Genomic DNA, 18,411 nt, shown 5'->3' on the forward strand with positions numbered 1-18,411 from the left:
AATGAAAAGGCCACGCTTGCGTGGCCTTTTTGCGTTAGGGACTGACTTCCAGTGGTGTTGGCTGAAAAACGCATACGGATTCGGGCAGATTCAGATGCTGGCAGGAGGATATTTTGCGGCTGTAACGGGCAATAAACTGAATAACGCTATCGCCGCTGTTTAAACCTACTTTGCCATTTGCCAATAGTTGTTCCGGCTGATCGTCGGTAAAAACATTGTTGGCAACCATTTTTGCCCCAAGGCGTTCGAAAAGCGTGACCTTAACTAACGAGGGTTGATAACCCTGCTGTAAGAGCCAATGTCTGGCCTGTTCACGTGACCAGATATTGCTATCGCCCGCTCGGGCAAAGACTTCCAGCAGCCAGCCGTTAGAGTTCTGATACGGCCCGGAGAAGGGCCAGGCGATCAGGTTATAGCGCGGGCTGTGGAACAGGTTCAGTTTGACAGGACTGTGCAAAAGCGCTTGTAAGGCGGCGTTAAGTTCGCCGCGCGGGCGTAAAATCGCTATCTGCTGATTAACCAGTTCATCGGCGAGAAACTCATATAATCCCTGCACGTACAGCGCTGACCGCGCGGTGCCGCAGGTATTCAGATTATGATAAACCCGCCAGCTGTTATCGGGCTGTCGCAGGGCGTAGCCGGCATGGGACCAGGTTAACCCGCGGCTGGACATATCCTGACCCTGGCGGACTAAAATAACCACCGCTTCCGGCTCGCTATTTAATTGTTGTTTGAGCAACTGTGCCTGATGCATGGTTGCGGCAATGGTTTCCGCCGATGGCGACCCCGTGCCGCAATCGGTGCTGGCGGCCGTTGCGCTTACTGATGTCACGCTCAGGCACAAGGCGAGCGCCAGGCGCTTCATTTCGCCGACAACGGTTGGTTAGCGGAGAGCGAGGCGTCCTCTTGATTCACCATATGGGCCAGGACTTTATCTTCTTTTTTCAGCAACGCGCCGGTGCCTTCCGGGGCTTTATCCAGCGTCAGCTTGTCCCCGGCTTTAAGCTCCGCCTCTTCGACCACCTGCAGCGGCAGCACCATTTTGACGGTGTTCTGCTTAAGATCTTTGGTGGTCAATAGCGCGGTTTTCTGCTCTTTATTTTTGTCGACAGAAGCGGCGATCAGCGCGGCGGGAAGCAGGACCGGGGAGAGAATGATGCCGCTCACCAGCACTGAACTGCCGATACTGGTAATGGTCGAAGAGACGGCATAGGCGTTGGTATGATCCTCGGCGCGAATGGTGGAAGAAACCGCCAGCAGTGCTGCAGCGGCGAGGATGGTCGTTTTATGCATGTTAATCCCTTAACGTTGAATAGATTGACGATACAACCAGAGTAGTAACGCCAGTACGCAACCAGGCAGCCAGACCCACTGCAGCTCGGAGAGGATCACCTGATGTCCATAAGGCGTGGCATAGCGTGATAGCGCGAATGGCGCCACTTTAATCACCTGCCAGGGCAGGAAGAAGCGTTGATCGGACCAGGGCCACAGCCAGCCGACGCCTTTACCACCATCGGTGATGGCATCGAGCAGGCTATGGGATAACAGGCAGACGCTAAGAAATGCCCAACTGCGCGCCGGCCCGCAGTGAAACCTCCTGCCAACCATCACCATGCACAGCAAAGGAACCACGAAGGCGAACAATAAAGAGTGGGTAAATCCGCGGTGGCCGAAAATATTGCCGTAGGCGACGCCGAATTTAAACGCCAGCACGTCGGCATCCGGCAATATTGCCAACGCCACGCCAGCCAGCAGCAGGCGAGGAGGAATGATTTTGCATCCCAGCCCTAACCCCAGACACAGTGGAACAGCGGCATGAGTGACGATAGTTGGCATTGGCTTATATTCTACAAATAAAAGCCTATTATCAGTAGGGTATTTGAGAATTACATCCCCGCATTTTTCTGATTTTCCAGCGGGAGAGCGCTGGCGCCGGGACCGGCGCCAGAGAGGGTTAGGCGATAACGGTAATGCTTTGACCGTCAAAGGTCACCGTTTGGCCGGCGACGATTTTACAGCGTTTGCGGGTTTCCACCGCGCCGTCGACTTTCACCAGCCCTTCAGCGATAAAGATTTTGGCCTGCGCGCCGCTTTCGCTCCAGCCTTCCAGCTTCAGCAGATCACACAGTTCAACATGCGGGTGTTTGCCCAGAGAAAAATTCGCCATCTTAGGCCTCCTGAATGTCGTGATACTCTTCGCACGCCTGCAGCGTATTCTGAATGAGGGTCGCTACGGTCATTGGGCCAACGCCGCCAGGCACGGGCGTAATGTAGGACGCGCGTTCCGCTGCATCTTCAAACACTACATCGCCGACCACTTTGCCGCTTTCCAGACGGTTAATGCCGACGTCCACCACAATGGCGCCTTCTTTAATCCATTCACCCGGAATAAAGCCTGGTTTACCAACCGCGACAATCAGCAGATCGGCATTTTCGACGTGGTGGCGCAGGTTTTTGGTGAAACGGTGGGTGACGGTGGTGGTGCAGCCCGCCAGCAGCAGCTCCATGCTCATCGGACGGCCGACAATGTTAGAGGCGCCGATCACCACCGCGTTGAGGCCATAGGTGTCGATATTGTAGCGCTCAAGCAGGGTGACAATGCCACGTGGCGTACAAGGACGTAGGCGCGGCGCGCGCTGACACAGGCGACCAACGTTATACGGATGGAAGCCGTCGACGTCTTTGTCCGGGGCAATGCGCTCAAGGACTTTAACGTTGTCGATACCGGCGGGCAGCGGCAACTGCACCAGGATGCCGTCGATAGTGTTATCGCCGTTAAGCATGTCGATAAGTTCCAGCAGCTCGGCTTCGCTGGTGGTTTCCGGGAGATCGTAAGAGCGGGAGACGAAGCCCACCTCTTCACATGCCTTGCGTTTGCTGCCGACATAAATCTGCGACGCAGGGTTGCTGCCGACCAGCACAACGGCGAGCCCGGGGGCGCGTTTTCCGGCCGCTACGCGAGCCTTCACTTTTTCCGCGACCTCAGAGCGCACCTGCTGCGCAATCGTTTTACCGTCAATAATTTTTGCTGCCATCAGAGAGAGGATTCCATCTGTCACTTTACGAAAGGGGGATGCGGATATTTTGTCAGAAGCCAGCCCCGCTGTCAGTTATCGTTTGCGTTTTTATCGGTTTTCCACCGCGAGGAGGGAAAAACAGGCTATTTTTCCGCGCCGTGGCGGGGAAGGGGCCAGTCGCGAACGAACGGGGCGAACAATCCTTAACCAGACATCGCGTTAATAATCGACAAGCTCGCTATGCTGCTGTCTTTTCCCGGCAAAATGCATTGACTCACCGGAGGTTGACCGTATAATTTCACGCGATTGCACCTCCCGAAGCTCCCACTTCTCAGTGCGCCCTTAGCTCAGCTGGATAGAGCAACGGCCTTCTAAGCCGTAGGTCACAGGTTCGAATCCTGTAGGGCGTGCCATTATCGCTTCTCTTACGCTCGATTCCTCCATCCAACACAAGACTTTGGCGTAGTACCGTGCTGATATTACCCGTTAATTAATAACGAAAAGTTTAATTTTATTTCCCATCGCGCTGACTATAGTGATGACACATTCACTTGCTTAATAAGGTCATCGCTCATGAAGTTAATTATCGCTTCCGTTATTTCATTGTTGAGCTTCAGCGCGCTTGCGGCGCCGGAAGGGACACTAAGCGTACATATTCTCAATCAGCAGACCGGTCTGCCTTCTCAAGGGGTGCAGATTGAGCTCGATAAGCAGCAGGGCAGCGGCTGGCAGCATATCGCCAGCGGTAAAACGGATGCCGATGGCCGTATCAAGTCGCTCTATCCGCAGGCCGATAATATGGAACCTGGGGTATATAAAGTGACCTTCAAAACCGGTGACTACTTTAAAAGTCATAATATGAGCACCTTCTTTCCCGTCATTCCGGTTATTTTCAGCGTAACCGAACAGAACCAAAAGCTACATATCCCGCTGTTGTTGAGCCAGTATGGCTACTCTACCTACCGCGGTAGTTGATCCACGCACATTTCCTGGCCGGGCAAAGCGAAGACCGTCGTGTCTTGCTTTGTCCGGCGTAGGTCACGGAACTAACTAAAACATCTATTTAACATCTCATCCTTTCTTTGATTGCCGCAACGTCGTGGCTACTCCTCCCTTTTGTTTTCAATAAACCATCCATCGTTCGATTTCTTTTTGATATGTGATGACGGTAACTAAAACACTGTTTTGTTTTCGTTGAATCATTATTTCACATGATCAATGATAACGGCATGGTATCAGTGTGGTGCGCACAACCCTGAGACTCCTGACTTTTCTCATCTGTTCGTAATGCAATGAACAGAAAGAATTTTTTCAAACGCTATTGAAAGAATAAGTCACATCCTTGCCGTTCAGGTGGGGTGGAGATGAGGATAAAAAATGAAAATCAAAGCAACCATTGAACGTATCCCTGGCGGCATGATGCTGGTCCCATTGCTGCTTGGCGCGCTTCTCAATACCCTGGCGCCGGATACCGGTAATTACTTTGGTTCATTCACCAAAGGCATGATTGGCGGCACGGTGCCGATCCTGGCGGTGTGGTTTTTCTGTATCGGCGCATCGATTGATTTGCGCGCCACCGGCACCGTATTACGTAAATCCGGCACGCTAGTGATCACCAAAATTGCCGTCGCCTGGATTGTGGCCTTTATCGCTGCGATGGTCATTCCGGAAAATGGCGTCCAGACCGGTTTCTTTGCCGGACTGTCGGTGCTGGCTATTGTCTCAGCAATGGATATGACCAACGGCGGTCTGTACGCCAGCCTGATGAATCAGTACGGCAGTAAAGAAGAATCCGGCGCGTTTGTATTGATGTCGCTGGAGTCCGGCCCGCTGATGACCATGGTTATCCTTGGCTCCGCCGGACTGGCTTCCTTCGAGCCCCACCATTTTATCGGCGCGGTGCTGCCATTCCTGGTGGGCTTTGCCTTAGGTAACCTCGACCACGACTTCCGCGCCTTCTTTAGCAAAGCCACCCCGGTGCTGATTCCGTTCTTTGGCTTTGCGCTGGGCAACACCATCAACCTGAGCGTGATTCTGGATACCGGACTGCTGGGGATTGTGCTTGGCGTGGCGGTCATCATCATTACCGGCATCCCGCTGATTATTGCTGATCGGGTTATCGGCGGCGGTAACGGGACGGCTGGCGTCGCGGCCTCTTCCGCAGCGGGCGCGGCGGTCGCGAACCCGGTGATCATCGCGCAGATTAATCCGGCCTTTGAACCGGTGGCGGCTTCGGCGACGGCGCTAGTCGCGGCAAGCGTCATCGTCACCGCGATTTTAGTACCGATTATTACCGCCTTGTATGCCAAACGCTTTGGCAACGCGCAGGTGGTGAAAGCGCCTGGCGCCAGCGTGGCGCCATCGGCAAATCACTAATTTATTTTCGCCCTCCGCAGGAGGGCTTTATCATTCAAGAATCTGCCTGGAGGCTAACGTGGACGTAAGACAAAGTATCCACAGCGCGCATGCGAAAACTCTGGATACCCAGGGGCTGCGTAATGAATTTTTAGTTGAACACGTGTTTGTGGCTGATGAATACACCATGGTGTACAGCCATATTGACCGCATTATTGTTGGCGGCGTTATGCCGGTGCAGCGCGGCGTGTCGGTGGGCGGAGAAGTCGGTAAACAGCTTGGGGTAAGCTATTTCCTCGAACGCCGTGAGTTAGGGGTGATTAATATCGGCGGCCCGGGTTGTATTACCGTTGATGGCCAATGTTATGAAATCGGCCACCGTGAGGCGCTGTACGTCGGTAAGGGGGCGAAAGAGGTGGTGTTTACCAGCATCGACCACGCAAAACCGGCGAAGTTTTACTACAACTGCGCCCCGGCGCATACCACTTATCCGACGAAGAAAGTCACCCCTGCCGATGTAGCGCCGGTGACGCTGGGTGACAACCTGACCAGCAACCGCCGCACCATCAATAAGTATTTCGTGCCGGATGTGCTGGAAACCTGTCAGCTCAGCATGGGCCTGACCGAACTGGCGCCGGGCAACCTGTGGAACACCATGCCTTGCCATACCCATGAGCGGCGGATGGAGGTCTATTTCTATTTCAACATGGATGAGGACGCCTGCGTCTTCCACATGATGGGGCAGCCGCAGGAGACCCGTCATATTGTGATGCATAACGAGCAGGCGGTAATTTCGCCAAGCTGGTCGATTCACTCAGGCGTAGGTACCCGCGCTTATACCTTCATCTGGGGGATGGTCGGCGAGAACCAGGTCTTTGACGATATGGATCACGTTGCCGTGCGCGATATACGTTAAAACGCCCGCTCAAGCCCGGATTGCCTTGGGGGGAAATGCAGCGGAGTTCACACTATCAGTGTTTAGAGGCGGGGCGGGGGGTAAGACCCTTTGCCCCGTCATTGTTGGTGTCGCGTAGATAGCCGACTTTATTAATGTGTCTTACGCATCAATAGATGCGCAAAATGCGCTTATTCTCTTTCGCAACTTCCCGCACTCTTACGGTTATCTAAATGTTAATGAGAATTAACTATTCAGTTAATCAGGGAGAGTGTGATGTCCGCAACTGCCGCTACTTCAGTGTTTCGCGCCAGGGCCAAAGTGATCCTGCAGGTGACCTCAGGGAATTTTCTTGAGCAGTTTGACTTCTTTTTATTTGGTTTTTACGCCACCTATATCGCCCATACTTTTTTTCCTTCCGAAAATGAATTCGCTTCCTTAATGATGACCTTCGCCGTTTTCGGCGCCGGGTTCCTGATGCGACCCGTGGGCGCGGTGGTGTTAGGCGCCTGGATTGACAAGGTCGGCAGACGCAAAGGCTTAATCGGCACGCTGTCGATTATGGCGATGGGGACCATCCTGATCGTGCTGGTGCCAGGTTATCAGACTATCGGTTTGTGGGCACCGGCGCTGGTGCTGTGCGGCCGACTGTTGCAGGGTTTTTCTGCCGGTGCTGAGCTGGGCGGCGTCTCGGTTTACCTCGCTGAAATGGCGACGCCAGGACGTAAAGGGTTTTATACCAGCTGGCAATCCGCCAGTCAGCAGGTCTCGATTATGGTGGCCGCTTCACTGGGCTATCTGCTCAATATGCTGCTCAGTGAGTCGAGTTTGCATCAGTGGGGATGGCGAATTCCGTTCGCGATTGGCTGCCTGATCGTGCCTTTCATCTTCTTTTTACGCCGCAACCTGAATGAAACCGCGGAGTATTCGGAGCGTAAGGAACATCCGACGTTAGGACAATCGCTGACGATTCTGCTGGCAAACTGGCGGGTGGTGATCGCGGGGATGTTAATGGTGGCCATGACCACTACCGCGTTCTATTTGATCACGGTCTACGCGCCAACCTTTGGCAAAAACGTGCTGTTATTAAGCGCCTCGGATAGCCTGCTGGTCACGCTGTTGGTGGCTATCTCTAATTTCATCTGGCTGCCTATCGGCGGCATGCTTTCCGATAAGTTTGGGCGTAAACCCGTGTTGGTCAGCATGACGTTGCTGGCTATTTTCACCAGTTGGCCTGCGTTATCGTTGCTGGCCCGCATGCCCGACTTCGCCATGATGTTGTCCGTGCTGCTGTGGCTCTCTTTTATTTACGGCATCTACAACGGCGCGATGATCCCCGCGCTGACGGAAATTATGCCCAGGTCGGTCAGGGTCGCTGGTTTTTCTCTGGCTTACAGCCTGGCGACCGCTCTGTTTGGCGGTTTCACGCCGGCGATGTCCACCGCGCTAATTAAAGTCACCGGGGATAAGGCGGCGCCCGGCTACTGGATGAGTTTTGCGGCAATCTGCGCGCTACTGGCGACGCTGTATCTCTATCAACGCGTTTCCCGACAGTCATTGAAAACGCAAAATTCTTTAGGTTAAGAGGTGAATATGCAACGTAAATCATGGGTTTTCTCGTTAGTGATATTCACCTGCGGCTATGCGCATGTTGCCGCCGCGCAGGAGATCACGGTGATGATTTCCGGCGGCTTCTCCGCGGCGTTGGATAAACTGGCGCCCGACTATCAGCAAAAAAGCGGCAATACCTTACATATCATTCATGGTCCCTCGATGGGGAAATCCGCGGAGGCGATACCGAACCGCCTGGCGACAGGGCAAAAAGCGGATGTGGTGATAATGGTGGGATACGCCCTGGATGATTTGCAGAAGCAGGGCAAAGTGATGCCGGGGTCGCGTATTGAACTGGCGGACTCACGAATTGGCGCCGTTGTGCCAAAGGGCGCCCCGGTGCCGGATATCAGTAGCGTCGCCGCGTTGAAACAAACATTGCTGCAGGCGAAATCCATCGCCTATTCGGATAGCGCCAGCGGGCGTTATGTTGAAAAGGAACTGTTCCGAAAACTGGATATCGCCGCGCAGGCAAGCCCCAAAGCAAAAATGATCGAAAAAATCCCCGTTGCTTCGCTGGTGGCGAAAGGGGACTACGCGATAGGGTTTCAGCAGGTTAGCGAGCTGTTGCCGGTCAGCGGCGTGACGTTCGTTGGCCGTCTGCCGGATGAAGTGCAATACGTTACTCGCTTCGCGGGCGCCGTGGTTGCCGATTCATCCGCGCAGTCGCAGGCGAAGCAGTTGCTGTGCTATCTGGCTTCAGTCCCGGCGCAGGCGGAAATTCGTCGCACAGGCATGGATCCTTTACCCTCCAACGCTTGTGAATTACCGGAAGAGGGCTAATCATGCGGTGGGATGGTAAAAATCAGTAATGGCTTTTTCGAGTTCGGCGGCCAGAGGGGGTAACGCTCTGCCCGCTTTTTTTATCAGTCCCACCTGCCTTTTCACTTCAGGTTCCACTAGCGGAATACTGGCTAACGCGTGGTGCGCGTAGGCCGGCAGCGCCATCGCCGGTATTGCCGCGATACCAAGGCCGGCATCCACCATACCCAGCATCGTCGTGACATGGCGGGTTTCACAAACCGCAGTGCGTCGTGGCCCTACGTTGCTCAGGGCGCCGTCCAGCAGATGACGATTGCCGGAGATCTTATCGAGCCAGATGTAATCCCGATTAAAAAACTCCTGCCAGCTGAGGCTATGACGTTGTGCCAGCGGATCGTCGCGTCGGCAAACCGCCAGGTAGCGTTCATGAACCAGCGGCGTAAACACCACCTCGGACGCGATTTCGGAGAGAAAACTCAGGCCGAAGTCCGCCTGGTGATTCTGCACGGCGCTATAAACATTTCCGGCGCTGGTATCAATAACCTTGATCCGCGCCTTAGGAAAACGTTGACGGAATTGCGTAATGACCTGGGGCATAAAATAGTTGGCGGCTGAAGGAACGCAGGCGACCGTCACCAGCCCGTTGCCGAAAGCCGCGCGGTCGCTAATGCCGTCCAGGGCATCTTCGAATTCGGAAAGCAGATGCTGCGCCTTTGGAGCGAAAGCTCTGCCGGTTTGCGTGAGCGTCACCCGGCGAGTGGTTCTTTCAAACAATCTCACCCCTAAAGCAGTTTCCAGCTTCTCGATTCGCCTGCTTAACGCCGATTGCGAAATGCAAATCGCCTCGGCGGCGTAGCGAAAGCTGCCGTGCTCGCTGAGGGCTAAAAAGGCGTAGAGATCCTGCAGATCAAAAAGGGGCAAGTGGCGTTTCTCCTGGATTTAACAAAAAAACAACAATTAATTGTACTGTTTATTTTGTTTTCCAGGAAGAAACAACGCCGACCAGCCGTAGGTTAAATAGATGACCTGCGGCCCGGCATCAGGCGTGCGCCAGCAGCGGGAACATTAATTTGTTGTCGTGGAAGATGTTCTCTTTAGTCGAATAGATAAACAACATATCGTCGCCGTCTATTTTTTCGTACTCGCCAAGGCGCGCTTCCTTCGGCGTAAAACCGAGCACCGCCTGTTGCGATTGCGGTTGGGCGAGTTCATTGATAATGGTCGCCATGGATTGTCCGGCATCGCAAAAAATATCAAAGCAGATCAGCTCATGGGCGCTTTGCATCGCAATGGCGACGGCCTGGTTTTTCTCCGAGTAGTAAACAAAATGCTTCATAAACGCCGAACAGTAAAACATCAGCAGACCGAAGTTATTTTCCACTCGTAGCTGTGAAAAGGGGTTGGATTTCTGGTAGTAGTGCTTAAGCAGGGCGATATCCTGCGCACTATCCATATCCAATTTACGGAAGTCGCCGGGAGTCGGCGAAACGGGCGCAACATATTGATATTCGTCGGTCCGCGTAAAGCCAAATTTGGGGTAGAAGTCGACGGTGGTGGAGTTGGCAAACAGGAAAAAAGCATCCGCTTTGTCACGCCAGTCATCAAGAATATGTTGTATCAACTGTCCGGCAAGCCCTTTATTACGGTAATCAATGTTGGTCATTACCGTACCTATTTGAATATAGCGTCGGGGTTGGCTTTGCCAGACCAGATCAATAATATTCGCGGAGGCGTTGGCGATAACTTTATTCTTATCAACGAAAGCGTAAGGGATATAGGATTCACTCCAGTACCCCTGCTGATACCAGGCGTCAAAGGAAAGATCGAACGTTTTGATGGCTAAATCGATAAAGCTCTTTCTTAATGTATTATCATCTTTGAGTTGCTTAACCAATTTGTAGTGCATCGCAGTCATTCCTTTCTTATTCGTTTTACTATCCGGGATTGCTACAGGCAAATTTTACCCCTTGAAAATCACAGGCTTTGCGCCTGAGTATGGCGGTTTTCTGCGGTTTGTACAGCATTGGCGGAAGGGCATCGCTCAGGACGTTGCCTGGCTCACAATTAATAGCAAATATTCTGCGTGGATAAGGTCAGTGAGACGCACCTGCGGTGGAATTTGGTTTATTCTTTTTTCTCGGGGAATAATCTGAAGAAATCTATTTGAGAGAAATTTACAGTAAAACGTAAGTATAAGAGGAAAATATTTTAATTATTTCTTTTTGACATAACGCACTGATATTTATCTATAAATAAAAAATATCGGAAAGGCATATTTTATCAATAGGTAATATGCACTAACGCTCAACAGTATATGGCGTATTTTAGTTGCTGCGTTGATATTAAATTGCTGAGAGATGAGCTAAATGAGCCATCATCTTCTACACTTTATGGCGCCGTTGCCATTGAGGTTTTTCGCAAGCAAGGGAAAGGCTTCATATCAGCGCTGAATGTAACCAATTGAATGTTAATGAGAAGTTGTCATATTTTCAAGAGAGGAGTTCCTGATATGGCATTCGTAACAACTAAAGATGGCGTTAATATTTATTTTAAAGACTGGGGTCCGAAGGAGGCTCAGCCGATTGTGTTCCACCATGGCTGGCCGTTAAGCGCTGATGACTGGGATAACCAGATGCTGTTTTTCCTCGCACAGGGTTTTCGCGTCATCGCTATCGATCGCCGTGGACATGGGCGCTCCGACCAGGTAAGCGAAGGCCATGATATGGATCACTATGCGGCCGATGCTTCGGCGGTAGTGGAAAGTCTGGATTTGCATAACGCTGTCCACGTTGGCCATTCAACCGGTGGCGGCCAGGTCGCGCGTTATGTGGCCAAGTACGGCCAACCGCAGGGCAGGGTAGCTAAAGCGGTATTAATCAGTTCCGTACCGCCGCTGATGGTCAAAACCGACAATAACCCTGGCGGTACGCCCATCGAAGTGTTTGACGGTTTCCGCAAGGCGCTTGCCGCCAATCGCTCGCAGTTTTATCTCGATGTTGCCAGTGGACCGTTCTACGGCTTTAATCGCGATGGCGCAGAGGTTTCGCAAGGTACCATTCAAAGCTGGTGGCGCCAGGGGATGACCGGTAGCGCGAAAGCCCACTATGAAGGGATTAAAGCCTTCTCTGAAACCGACCAGACAGAAGATCTGAAAGCGATTACGGTGCCAGTGCTGGTTATGCAGGGTGACGACGACCAGGTCGTTCCTTATAAAAATGCCGCCATTTTGCAGGACAAACTATTAGCGAATAGCGAGCTTAAAATTTATCCGGGCTTACCGCATGGTATGCACACGTCACATGCGGATGTGATTAACGCCGATCTGCTGGCCTTCATTCGTTCATAACGATATTCAGCCTTCGAAGACGTTTCTTCGGAGGCTATTTATTTATTGTTGAAGATGAATAACGCAAACTTTAGTTTGCGTGCCGCTGTACGAAAAAATTAATAATAAATTTGTTACATAGTTCGTTTAATACCAGGGCAGTGTACAGGTTATAGTCTACGCTTGTATGCGTATTACCGCACGAATAGGAAAAAACTAAATGTTATGGATCGGGTACCTTATCCGCAAATTCGGACTGAGGCCTCCCGCTGGTATGTAAATCAAGGATCCTGAAGAGCAATACTCAGATGTCGCATTTACCCAAATTCTCTCTTTCATTATTACACCCGCGTTACTGGCCGGCATGGCTGGGTATTGGCTTATTGTGGCTGGTGGTACAACTACCTTATCCGCTGATCTATCGTCTGGGCCATGGGTTAGGGCGTTTATCCATGCATTTTTTGCGCGGAAGGGTACGTATTGCGAAGCGCAATCTTGAGCTCTGTTTTCCACAACTCAGCCCGGCGCAGCGTCATGAAATGTTGGTTAAGAATTTTGAATCTCTGGGCATGGGGTTGATGGAAACCGGCATGGCATGGTTCTGGCCGACCCATCGCGTCGAGCGCTGGACCGAGACCAGCGGCGTCAACGAAGTCGTTGAACTGCAGGAACAGAAGCAGGGTATTTTGCTGATTGGCATTCACTTTCTGACTCTGGAGCTCGGCGCGCGGATGTTTGGCATGTTCACGCCGGGGATTGGCGTTTACCGGCCAAACGATAATCCGCTGATCGACTGGCTACAAACCTGGGGACGACTGCGTTCTAACAAGACGATGCTGGATCGTAAGAACTTGAAAGGTATGGTTAAGTCACTGAAAGAGGGAGAAATCCTCTGGTACGCTCCGGATCATGATTATGGTCGCGCCAGCAGCGTATTTGTTCCCTTTTTCAATGTTGATAATGCTGCGACTACCACCGGGACCTGGATGCTGGCGAGAATGTCAAAAGCCATCATCGTTCCTTTTGTTCCGCGAAGAAAGCCCAACGGCGCCGGGTATGAGCTGATTGCGCTGCAGCCAGAAGCGACGCCGCCGCTGGATTCCCCGGAAACTACCGCCAGCTGGATGAACAAAATTATTGAGCAATGTATCCTGATGGCGCCGGAACAGTACATGTGGCTGCACCGTCGTTTTAAGACCCGTCCGGAAGGGGTTCCGTCGCGGTACTAAGCGCGGTGGCCGGTGAAAAATAATCCGATAAATAGCGCGCTTATTAATCTAGTGTCTATACTCTAAATAATTCGAGTTGCAGGCAGGCGGCGACGCAGAGAATCCCCAGGAGCTTACTCTAGTAAGTGACTGGGGTGAGCGAGGAAAGCCAACGCACATGCAACTTGAAGTATGACGAGTATATACTGAAAGAGCCTCAATTAGGCTCAATCCAAGGAGAATGTAGGATGAAAAAGGTATTAGTCGCTTTAGCTCTTTCTGCTGTTGCCTTTGGCGCCTCTGCTGCGCAATTAATTACTAAAGAAGAAGCTTCGCATTTCAAACTGACTCACGTGGGCAGTATTTCTGTGGGGCCGTCTGGCGGGCAATTCTCTTCACCTTCTGATCTTCACGATCAGCTTTCTAAGCTGGCAGATGAGAAGGGCGGTAAATATTACATTATTACCGCGGCGCGCGAACACGGGCCGAACTTTGAAGCAACGGCGGAAGTGTATAAATAATTAATCACGTTGATTAATTATATATAAACGTCGAAAGTCTGATTTTTAACCCGGCATGCTGCCGGGTTTTTTATTTAAGTACTGTGAAGCGATATATCCTGTTTACTTCGCGTCGACGGTAGGGTAGTCGAGGTAGCCCTCTTTACCACCGCCGAAAAACTGCTCTCTGATTGGCTGATTGAGCGGCAGGTTGTGCTGCAGACGATACGGCAGATCCGGGTTGGCGATAAACGGGCGACCAAAACCAATCAGGTCGGCCCAGCCTTTGGCCAGCGCTTCTTCGGCACGTTCTACGGTGTATTTCCCCGAATAAATCATTGTGCCGCGGAACACCTGTCGTAGCGCTTCTTTAAAGGCAGCGGGCATCACTGGCGCATCATCCCAGTCGGCTTCGGCGATATGGATATAGGCGATGCCGATATCATTGAGGACGCTGGCCGCCGCCAGATAGGTGGCTTCCGGCGTATCATCTTTCGACCCCATCAAGGTGGTCAGCGGCGCCAGGCGGATGCCCAGTTTCTCTTTACCAATCGCATCGGCAACGGCTTGCGCCACTTCTTTGAGGAAACGCAGGCGATTGGTTAACGAACCGCCGTACTCATCGGTACGCTGGTTTTCACGAGAATCAATAAACTGATTGATCAGATAGCCATTCGCACCGTGTAGCTCAACGCCATCAAAACCGGCGGCAATAGCGTTACGCGCGGCCTGTGCATATTGTTCGATGATAGCCGGGATCTCTTCGCGAGTCAGGGCGCGCGGCATCGAGTGCTGCACCATTTCACCAACGCCGTTTTCCGGACCGCGTCCTTCGACATCGACAAAGACCTTCACTCCTTCAGCCTGAATTGCAGATGAAGAAACCGGTGCGGCATTACCCGGCTGCAGTACGGTATGGGAGACACGCCCTACGTGCCAGAGCTGGGCAAAAATTTTGCCTCCCGCCTGGTGTACCGCGGCGGTGACTTTTTCCCAGCCGGCGATCTGCGCTTCATTATAGATGCCAGGCGTCCAGGCATAACCCTGTCCCTGTTGGCTAATCTGCGTGCCTTCGCTGATAATTAAACCGGCGCTGGCGCGTTGGGCGTAATACTCCGCCATCTGATCGGTAGCGACATCACCGGCCCCGGCGCGGGAACGCGTCATCGGCGGCATCACGATACGGTTGTTTAACGATAGGGCCTGCAAGGAATAGTGGTCGAATAACATAATGCGTCTCCTTAACGACTTGATGGACGCAGCATAGACCCTGGCTATTTTGGATTAAATGACAACGATGTTCATAGACTGTTAACTGATTTGTATATAAATGGGGTAGCGTATGCCAAACGTGTGGGGTATTGACCACCCGCATAATTAGGTAGGCGAAATGTGGTATTATCGCGCCTTTCCCTTTTCGTCCTGGGGTTTTTTTATGCAACAACCTGTTGTTCGCGTTGGGGAATGGCTCGTTACTCCTTCTGTAAACCAAATTAGCCGGAACGGACGTCAGCTTACTCTCGAACCGCGTTTAATCGATCTTCTGGTCTACTTTGCTCAACATCCTGGCGAGGTACTTAGCCGGGACGAGCTTATCGATCACGTCTGGACGCGCAACGTGGTGACCAGCCATGTCGTCACCCAGAGTATTTCCGAGTTGCGTAAGTCACTGAAAGACGGCGATGACGGCAGCATGGAATATATTGCGACGGTGCCCAAACGCGGTTACAAGCTGACGGTCCCGGTAATTTGGTGTACGGAAGAGGGTGAAGAGTTGGCGCCGGTTGTCCCGCCAGTGGCCCCTGTCACCGTTCCTGAAACGTCGCCACCGACTATTTCTCCTTCATCTGCCTCGCCTGCGGCGGCGGCAGTGCCGGAAAAACGTAAACGGATCACCACCTTCTGGGTGTGGACGCTGTTCCTGCTGGCGTTGGGCAGTTGCGTCGCGTTAGTCGCCTTGTCGTCGATAGAATCGCGGCCGCCGGAAACCAAAACTCGCCTGCTGCTAAACCCGCGCGATATCGACATACACCTGGTAAACGGCAGTTCATGCAACAACTGGGCATCGCAGCATGCCTATGCGGTAGGGTTGGGCAGCCTGGTAACCACCTCGCTCAACACTTTCTCGACCTTTATGGTCCACGATAAAACCAACTACAACATCAACGAGCCCAGCAGTTCGGGTAAAACGTTGACCATCGAATTCGTTAATCAGCGCCACTATCGCGCCCAGCAGTGCTTTATGTCGGTGCAACTGGTCGATAACGCCGACGGCTCGACGATGCTCGATAAACGCTACTTTATTACCATGGATAACCAGCTCACCATTCAGAATGACCTGCTGGATAGTCTGTCAACCGCGCTAATGCAGCCGTGGCCGGATCGCATGAAAGCGATGCTGAAACAGTATCAACCCGCGCAAAGCCCTTCATTAACCCGTCTTTATCAGGCCCATCAGCTGTTAATGAAAGGTGATGTCGATTCATTAGGTAAAGCCAGCGATATACTCGATGACGTCATTAAACAATCGCCGGACTTTATTTATGCTTACGCCGAAAAAGCGCTGGTGGATGTATTACGTCATTCGCAGCAGCCGTTGGATGAAAAACAATTAGCGACGCTGTATGCCGAGGTTGAAAAAGTGGGTGAAATGCCCGGCATTAAAGATATGGCGATCTTCTACCAGATAAAAACGGTAGATATGTTAGGCAAAGGGAAAATAGATGAGGCGTACAGCGCTATCAACACAGGCATTGATTTAGAAATGTCGTGGATGAATTACGTGCTGCTCGGTAAAGTCTATGAGATGAAAGGACAGAACCGCGAAGCTGCCGATGCCTACCTGACGGCGTTTAATTTACGCCCTGGCGAAAACACCTTGTACTGGATTGAAAACGGAGTATTCCAGACCTCCGTCACCCGCGTAGTACCATATCTCGACAATTTCCTCGCTTCAGAATAAGTAAACCCTCATCATGCTCATGGTTTTGAGTATGATGAGGTTAAATTTATGTATCTCATGAGCACTCTGATTGTTACCTGAAATAAGCGTTATTTTCCTGCCTGGTAACACAATTTCAACACCAGTATGCGCGTCTAACTCTTTGTAAGTAGGCGATGTTTATCTTTTTTTGATATCAACATGTCATGTTTATATGTTAATCGAAAAAGGTCAAAATATCATTTGTCTGATGTTTGTAGTTATTTCACTTTATCTTTAGGATTTATCTCGTACGAATCAGTAATCTTGTTGGCAGTTGGTCGGGTCAATAAATGGTTCTATATCATGATCTGTACCTCCCAAATAAACTTAGGAGAAAAACAACCATGAGTTCTGCCAAGAAGATCGGGCTATTTGCCTGTACCGGCGTAGTCGCCGGTAATATGATGGGGAGCGGTATTGCACTATTACCTGCGAACCTCGCCAGCATCGGTGGTATTGCCATTTGGGGTTGGGTGATTTCTATTATTGGCGCGATGTCTTTGGCTTATGTTTATGCCCGACTGGCGACCAAGAACCCGCAGCAGGGTGGTCCAATTGCTTACGCAGGGGAAATTTCTCCGGCCTTCGGTTTCCAGACCGGCGTCCTTTATTATCATGCAAACTGGATTGGTAACCTGGCAATCGGTATTACCGCCGTCTCTTATCTCTCTACGTTCTTCCCAATTTTAAATAACCCGGTGCCAGCAGGTATTGCCTGTATTGCCATCGTGTGGATCTTTACTTTCGTTAATATGCTCGGCGGGACCTGGGTAAGCCGTCTGACCACTATTGGTCTGGTACTGGTGCTTATTCCGGTGGTAATGACAGCGGTCGTCGGCTGGCATTGGTTTGACGCGGCAACCTATCAGGCGAACTGGAACACCTCCAGCACCACTGATAGCCACGCGGTCATCAAAAGTATCCTGCTCTGCCTGTGGGCCTTCGTTGGCGTAGAATCCGCCGCAGTGAGTACCGGGATGGTGAAAAACCCGAAACGTACCGTACCGCTGGCAACCATGCTGGGTACGGCGATGGCCGGTATCGTCTATATCGCCGCGACTCAGGTTATCGCCGGTATGTATCCTGCTTCTCAGATGGCCGCGTCCGGTGCGCCGTTCGCAATTAGCGCCTCTACCATTCTCGGCGGCTGGGCTGCTCCGATGGTTTCCGCTTTCACCGCCTTCGCTTGCCTGACTTCTCTGGGCTCGTGGATGATGCTGGTTGGCCAGGCCGGTGTACGTGCCGCCAACGACGGTAACTTCCCGAAAGTGTATGGCGAAGTCGATAGCAACGGTATCCCGAAAAAAGGCCTGCTGCTGGCCGCGGTGAAAATGACCGCGCTGATGGTGCTGATTACCCTGATGAACTCCGCCGGTGGTAAAGCATCTGACCTGTTCGGCGAGCTGACCGGTATCGCGGTACTGCTGACCATGCTGCCTTACTTCTACTCCTGTGTTGACCTGATTCGTTTCGAAGGCATCAACATCCGCAACTTCGTTAGCCTGATTTGTTCGGTACTGGGTTGCGTGTTCTGCTTCATCGCGTTGATGGGCGCAAGCTCCTTCGAACTGGCCGGCACCTTTATCGTTAGCCTGATTATCCTGATGTTCTACGGTCGCAAAATGCACCAGCGCCAGCAGAACAACGCAACGGATAACAACAGCCCCGCTAACGCGCACTAATCAGTAACCCTTTTTCCTGAGGCTCCTTCCATCACCTGTCACATCGAGACGGGAGGGGCTTTCTACATCTGGA

At 52.0% G+C, this 18,411-nt stretch carries 18 protein-coding genes and 1 tRNA gene; 11 read left to right on the forward strand and 8 right to left on the reverse strand.

The window, feature by feature from the left end:
* Window positions 1-34 precede the first annotated feature (34 nt).
* The 5 genes from ACSEMK_RS01075 to folD form a co-directional block, all read right to left on the reverse strand.
* On the reverse strand, window positions 35-865 hold the full coding sequence (locus ACSEMK_RS01075) for a DUF2145 domain-containing protein (protein WP_430914427.1): 831 nt from the start codon (window positions 863-865) through the stop codon (window positions 35-37).
* Window positions 862-1,293, reverse strand: a complete 432-nt coding sequence (locus tag ACSEMK_RS01080; protein ID WP_430914426.1) for an STM0539 family protein — start codon at window positions 1,291-1,293, stop codon at window positions 862-864. Before ACSEMK_RS01080 ends, ACSEMK_RS01075 begins: the two co-directional genes overlap by 4 nt.
* A gap of 9 nt (window positions 1,294-1,302) precedes the next feature.
* On the reverse strand, window positions 1,303-1,836 hold the full coding sequence (locus ACSEMK_RS01085; RefSeq protein ID WP_087860333.1) for a metal-dependent hydrolase: 534 nt from the start codon (window positions 1,834-1,836) through the stop codon (window positions 1,303-1,305).
* A gap of 118 nt (window positions 1,837-1,954) precedes the next feature.
* Complete coding sequence (gene ybcJ / locus ACSEMK_RS01090; RefSeq protein WP_015367876.1) at window positions 1,955-2,167, reverse strand: ribosome-associated protein YbcJ; 213 nt, start codon at window positions 2,165-2,167, stop codon at window positions 1,955-1,957.
* 1 nt (window position 2,168) lies between these two features.
* Window positions 2,169-3,035 (reverse strand): bifunctional methylenetetrahydrofolate dehydrogenase/methenyltetrahydrofolate cyclohydrolase FolD, encoded by an 867-nt coding sequence (gene folD, locus ACSEMK_RS01095; protein ID WP_430914425.1) that lies wholly within the window; start codon window positions 3,033-3,035, stop codon window positions 2,169-2,171.
* 318 nt (window positions 3,036-3,353) lie between these two features.
* Between folD and ACSEMK_RS01100 the strand changes: the two genes are divergently transcribed.
* The 6 genes from ACSEMK_RS01100 to ACSEMK_RS01125 all read left to right on the forward strand — a co-directional run bounded on the left by ACSEMK_RS01100 (window position 3,354) and on the right by ACSEMK_RS01125 (window position 8,661).
* Window positions 3,354-3,430, forward strand: a tRNA-Arg gene (locus ACSEMK_RS01100).
* Window positions 3,431-3,590: 160 nt separating this feature from the next.
* Window positions 3,591-3,992: a hydroxyisourate hydrolase gene (gene uraH, locus ACSEMK_RS01105; RefSeq protein WP_015367872.1), complete on the forward strand. Its 402-nt coding sequence runs from the start codon at window positions 3,591-3,593 to the stop codon at window positions 3,990-3,992.
* Between the two features lie 402 nt (window positions 3,993-4,394).
* Window positions 4,395-5,393, forward strand: a complete 999-nt coding sequence (gene kdgT / locus ACSEMK_RS01110) for a 2-keto-3-deoxygluconate transporter (RefSeq protein ID WP_113373777.1) — start codon at window positions 4,395-4,397, stop codon at window positions 5,391-5,393.
* Window positions 5,394-5,451: 58 nt separating this feature from the next.
* On the forward strand, window positions 5,452-6,288 hold the full coding sequence (gene kduI, locus ACSEMK_RS01115; RefSeq protein ID WP_213794417.1) for a 5-dehydro-4-deoxy-D-glucuronate isomerase: 837 nt from the start codon (window positions 5,452-5,454) through the stop codon (window positions 6,286-6,288).
* A gap of 255 nt (window positions 6,289-6,543) precedes the next feature.
* On the forward strand, window positions 6,544-7,851 hold the full coding sequence (locus ACSEMK_RS01120; RefSeq protein ID WP_087860327.1) for an MFS transporter: 1,308 nt from the start codon (window positions 6,544-6,546) through the stop codon (window positions 7,849-7,851).
* 9 nt (window positions 7,852-7,860) lie between these two features.
* Complete coding sequence (locus ACSEMK_RS01125) at window positions 7,861-8,661, forward strand: substrate-binding domain-containing protein (protein ID WP_213794418.1); 801 nt, start codon at window positions 7,861-7,863, stop codon at window positions 8,659-8,661.
* Here ACSEMK_RS01125 and ACSEMK_RS01130 read toward each other — a convergent pair whose 3' ends face one another.
* The gene (locus ACSEMK_RS01130) at window positions 8,662-9,561 is read right to left on the reverse strand and encodes a LysR family transcriptional regulator (protein ID WP_430914424.1); all 900 of its coding nucleotides are present in this window, start codon (window positions 9,559-9,561) and stop codon (window positions 8,662-8,664) included.
* A gap of 118 nt (window positions 9,562-9,679) precedes the next feature.
* Window positions 9,680-10,546, reverse strand: coding sequence for a GNAT family N-acetyltransferase (locus ACSEMK_RS01135; protein ID WP_430914423.1), 867 nt, complete (start codon window positions 10,544-10,546; stop codon window positions 9,680-9,682).
* Between the two features lie 603 nt (window positions 10,547-11,149).
* Here ACSEMK_RS01135 and ACSEMK_RS01140 point away from each other — a divergent pair.
* The 3 genes from ACSEMK_RS01140 (at window position 11,150) to ACSEMK_RS01150 (ending at window position 13,694) form a co-directional block, all read left to right on the forward strand.
* Window positions 11,150-11,986 carry an alpha/beta fold hydrolase gene (locus tag ACSEMK_RS01140; RefSeq protein ID WP_435336283.1) on the forward strand — a complete coding sequence of 279 codons (837 nt, stop codon included), beginning with the start codon at window positions 11,150-11,152 and terminating at the stop codon, window positions 11,984-11,986.
* Window positions 11,987-12,273: 287 nt separating this feature from the next.
* The gene (locus tag ACSEMK_RS01145; protein ID WP_430914421.1) at window positions 12,274-13,194 is read left to right on the forward strand and encodes a Kdo(2)-lipid IV(A) acyltransferase; all 921 of its coding nucleotides are present in this window, start codon (window positions 12,274-12,276) and stop codon (window positions 13,192-13,194) included.
* Window positions 13,195-13,421: 227 nt separating this feature from the next.
* Window positions 13,422-13,694 (forward strand): DUF1471 domain-containing protein, encoded by a 273-nt coding sequence (locus ACSEMK_RS01150; RefSeq protein ID WP_015367862.1) that lies wholly within the window; start codon window positions 13,422-13,424, stop codon window positions 13,692-13,694.
* A gap of 102 nt (window positions 13,695-13,796) precedes the next feature.
* Here ACSEMK_RS01150 and ACSEMK_RS01155 read toward each other — a convergent pair whose 3' ends face one another.
* A complete protein-coding gene (locus ACSEMK_RS01155) occupies window positions 13,797-14,903 on the reverse strand; it encodes an alkene reductase (protein WP_316424372.1) in 1,107 nt (368 codons plus the stop codon).
* A 205-nt stretch (window positions 14,904-15,108) separates the two neighbouring features.
* Here ACSEMK_RS01155 and cadC point away from each other — a divergent pair, with 205 nt between their 5' ends.
* Together cadC and cadB are read left to right on the forward strand one after the other, a co-directional pair.
* Window positions 15,109-16,635, forward strand: coding sequence for a lysine decarboxylation/transport transcriptional activator CadC (gene cadC / locus ACSEMK_RS01160; protein WP_087860322.1), 1,527 nt, complete (start codon window positions 15,109-15,111; stop codon window positions 16,633-16,635).
* Between the two features lie 365 nt (window positions 16,636-17,000).
* A complete protein-coding gene (cadB, locus tag ACSEMK_RS01165; protein WP_015367859.1) occupies window positions 17,001-18,338 on the forward strand; it encodes a cadaverine/lysine antiporter in 1,338 nt (445 codons plus the stop codon).
* The last annotated feature ends 73 nt before the right edge of the window (window positions 18,339-18,411 follow it).

This window comes from Klebsiella sp. K-3 (genome assembly GCF_051207495.1).
Taxonomy (GTDB): Bacteria; Pseudomonadota; Gammaproteobacteria; order Enterobacterales; family Enterobacteriaceae; genus Klebsiella; species Klebsiella aerogenes.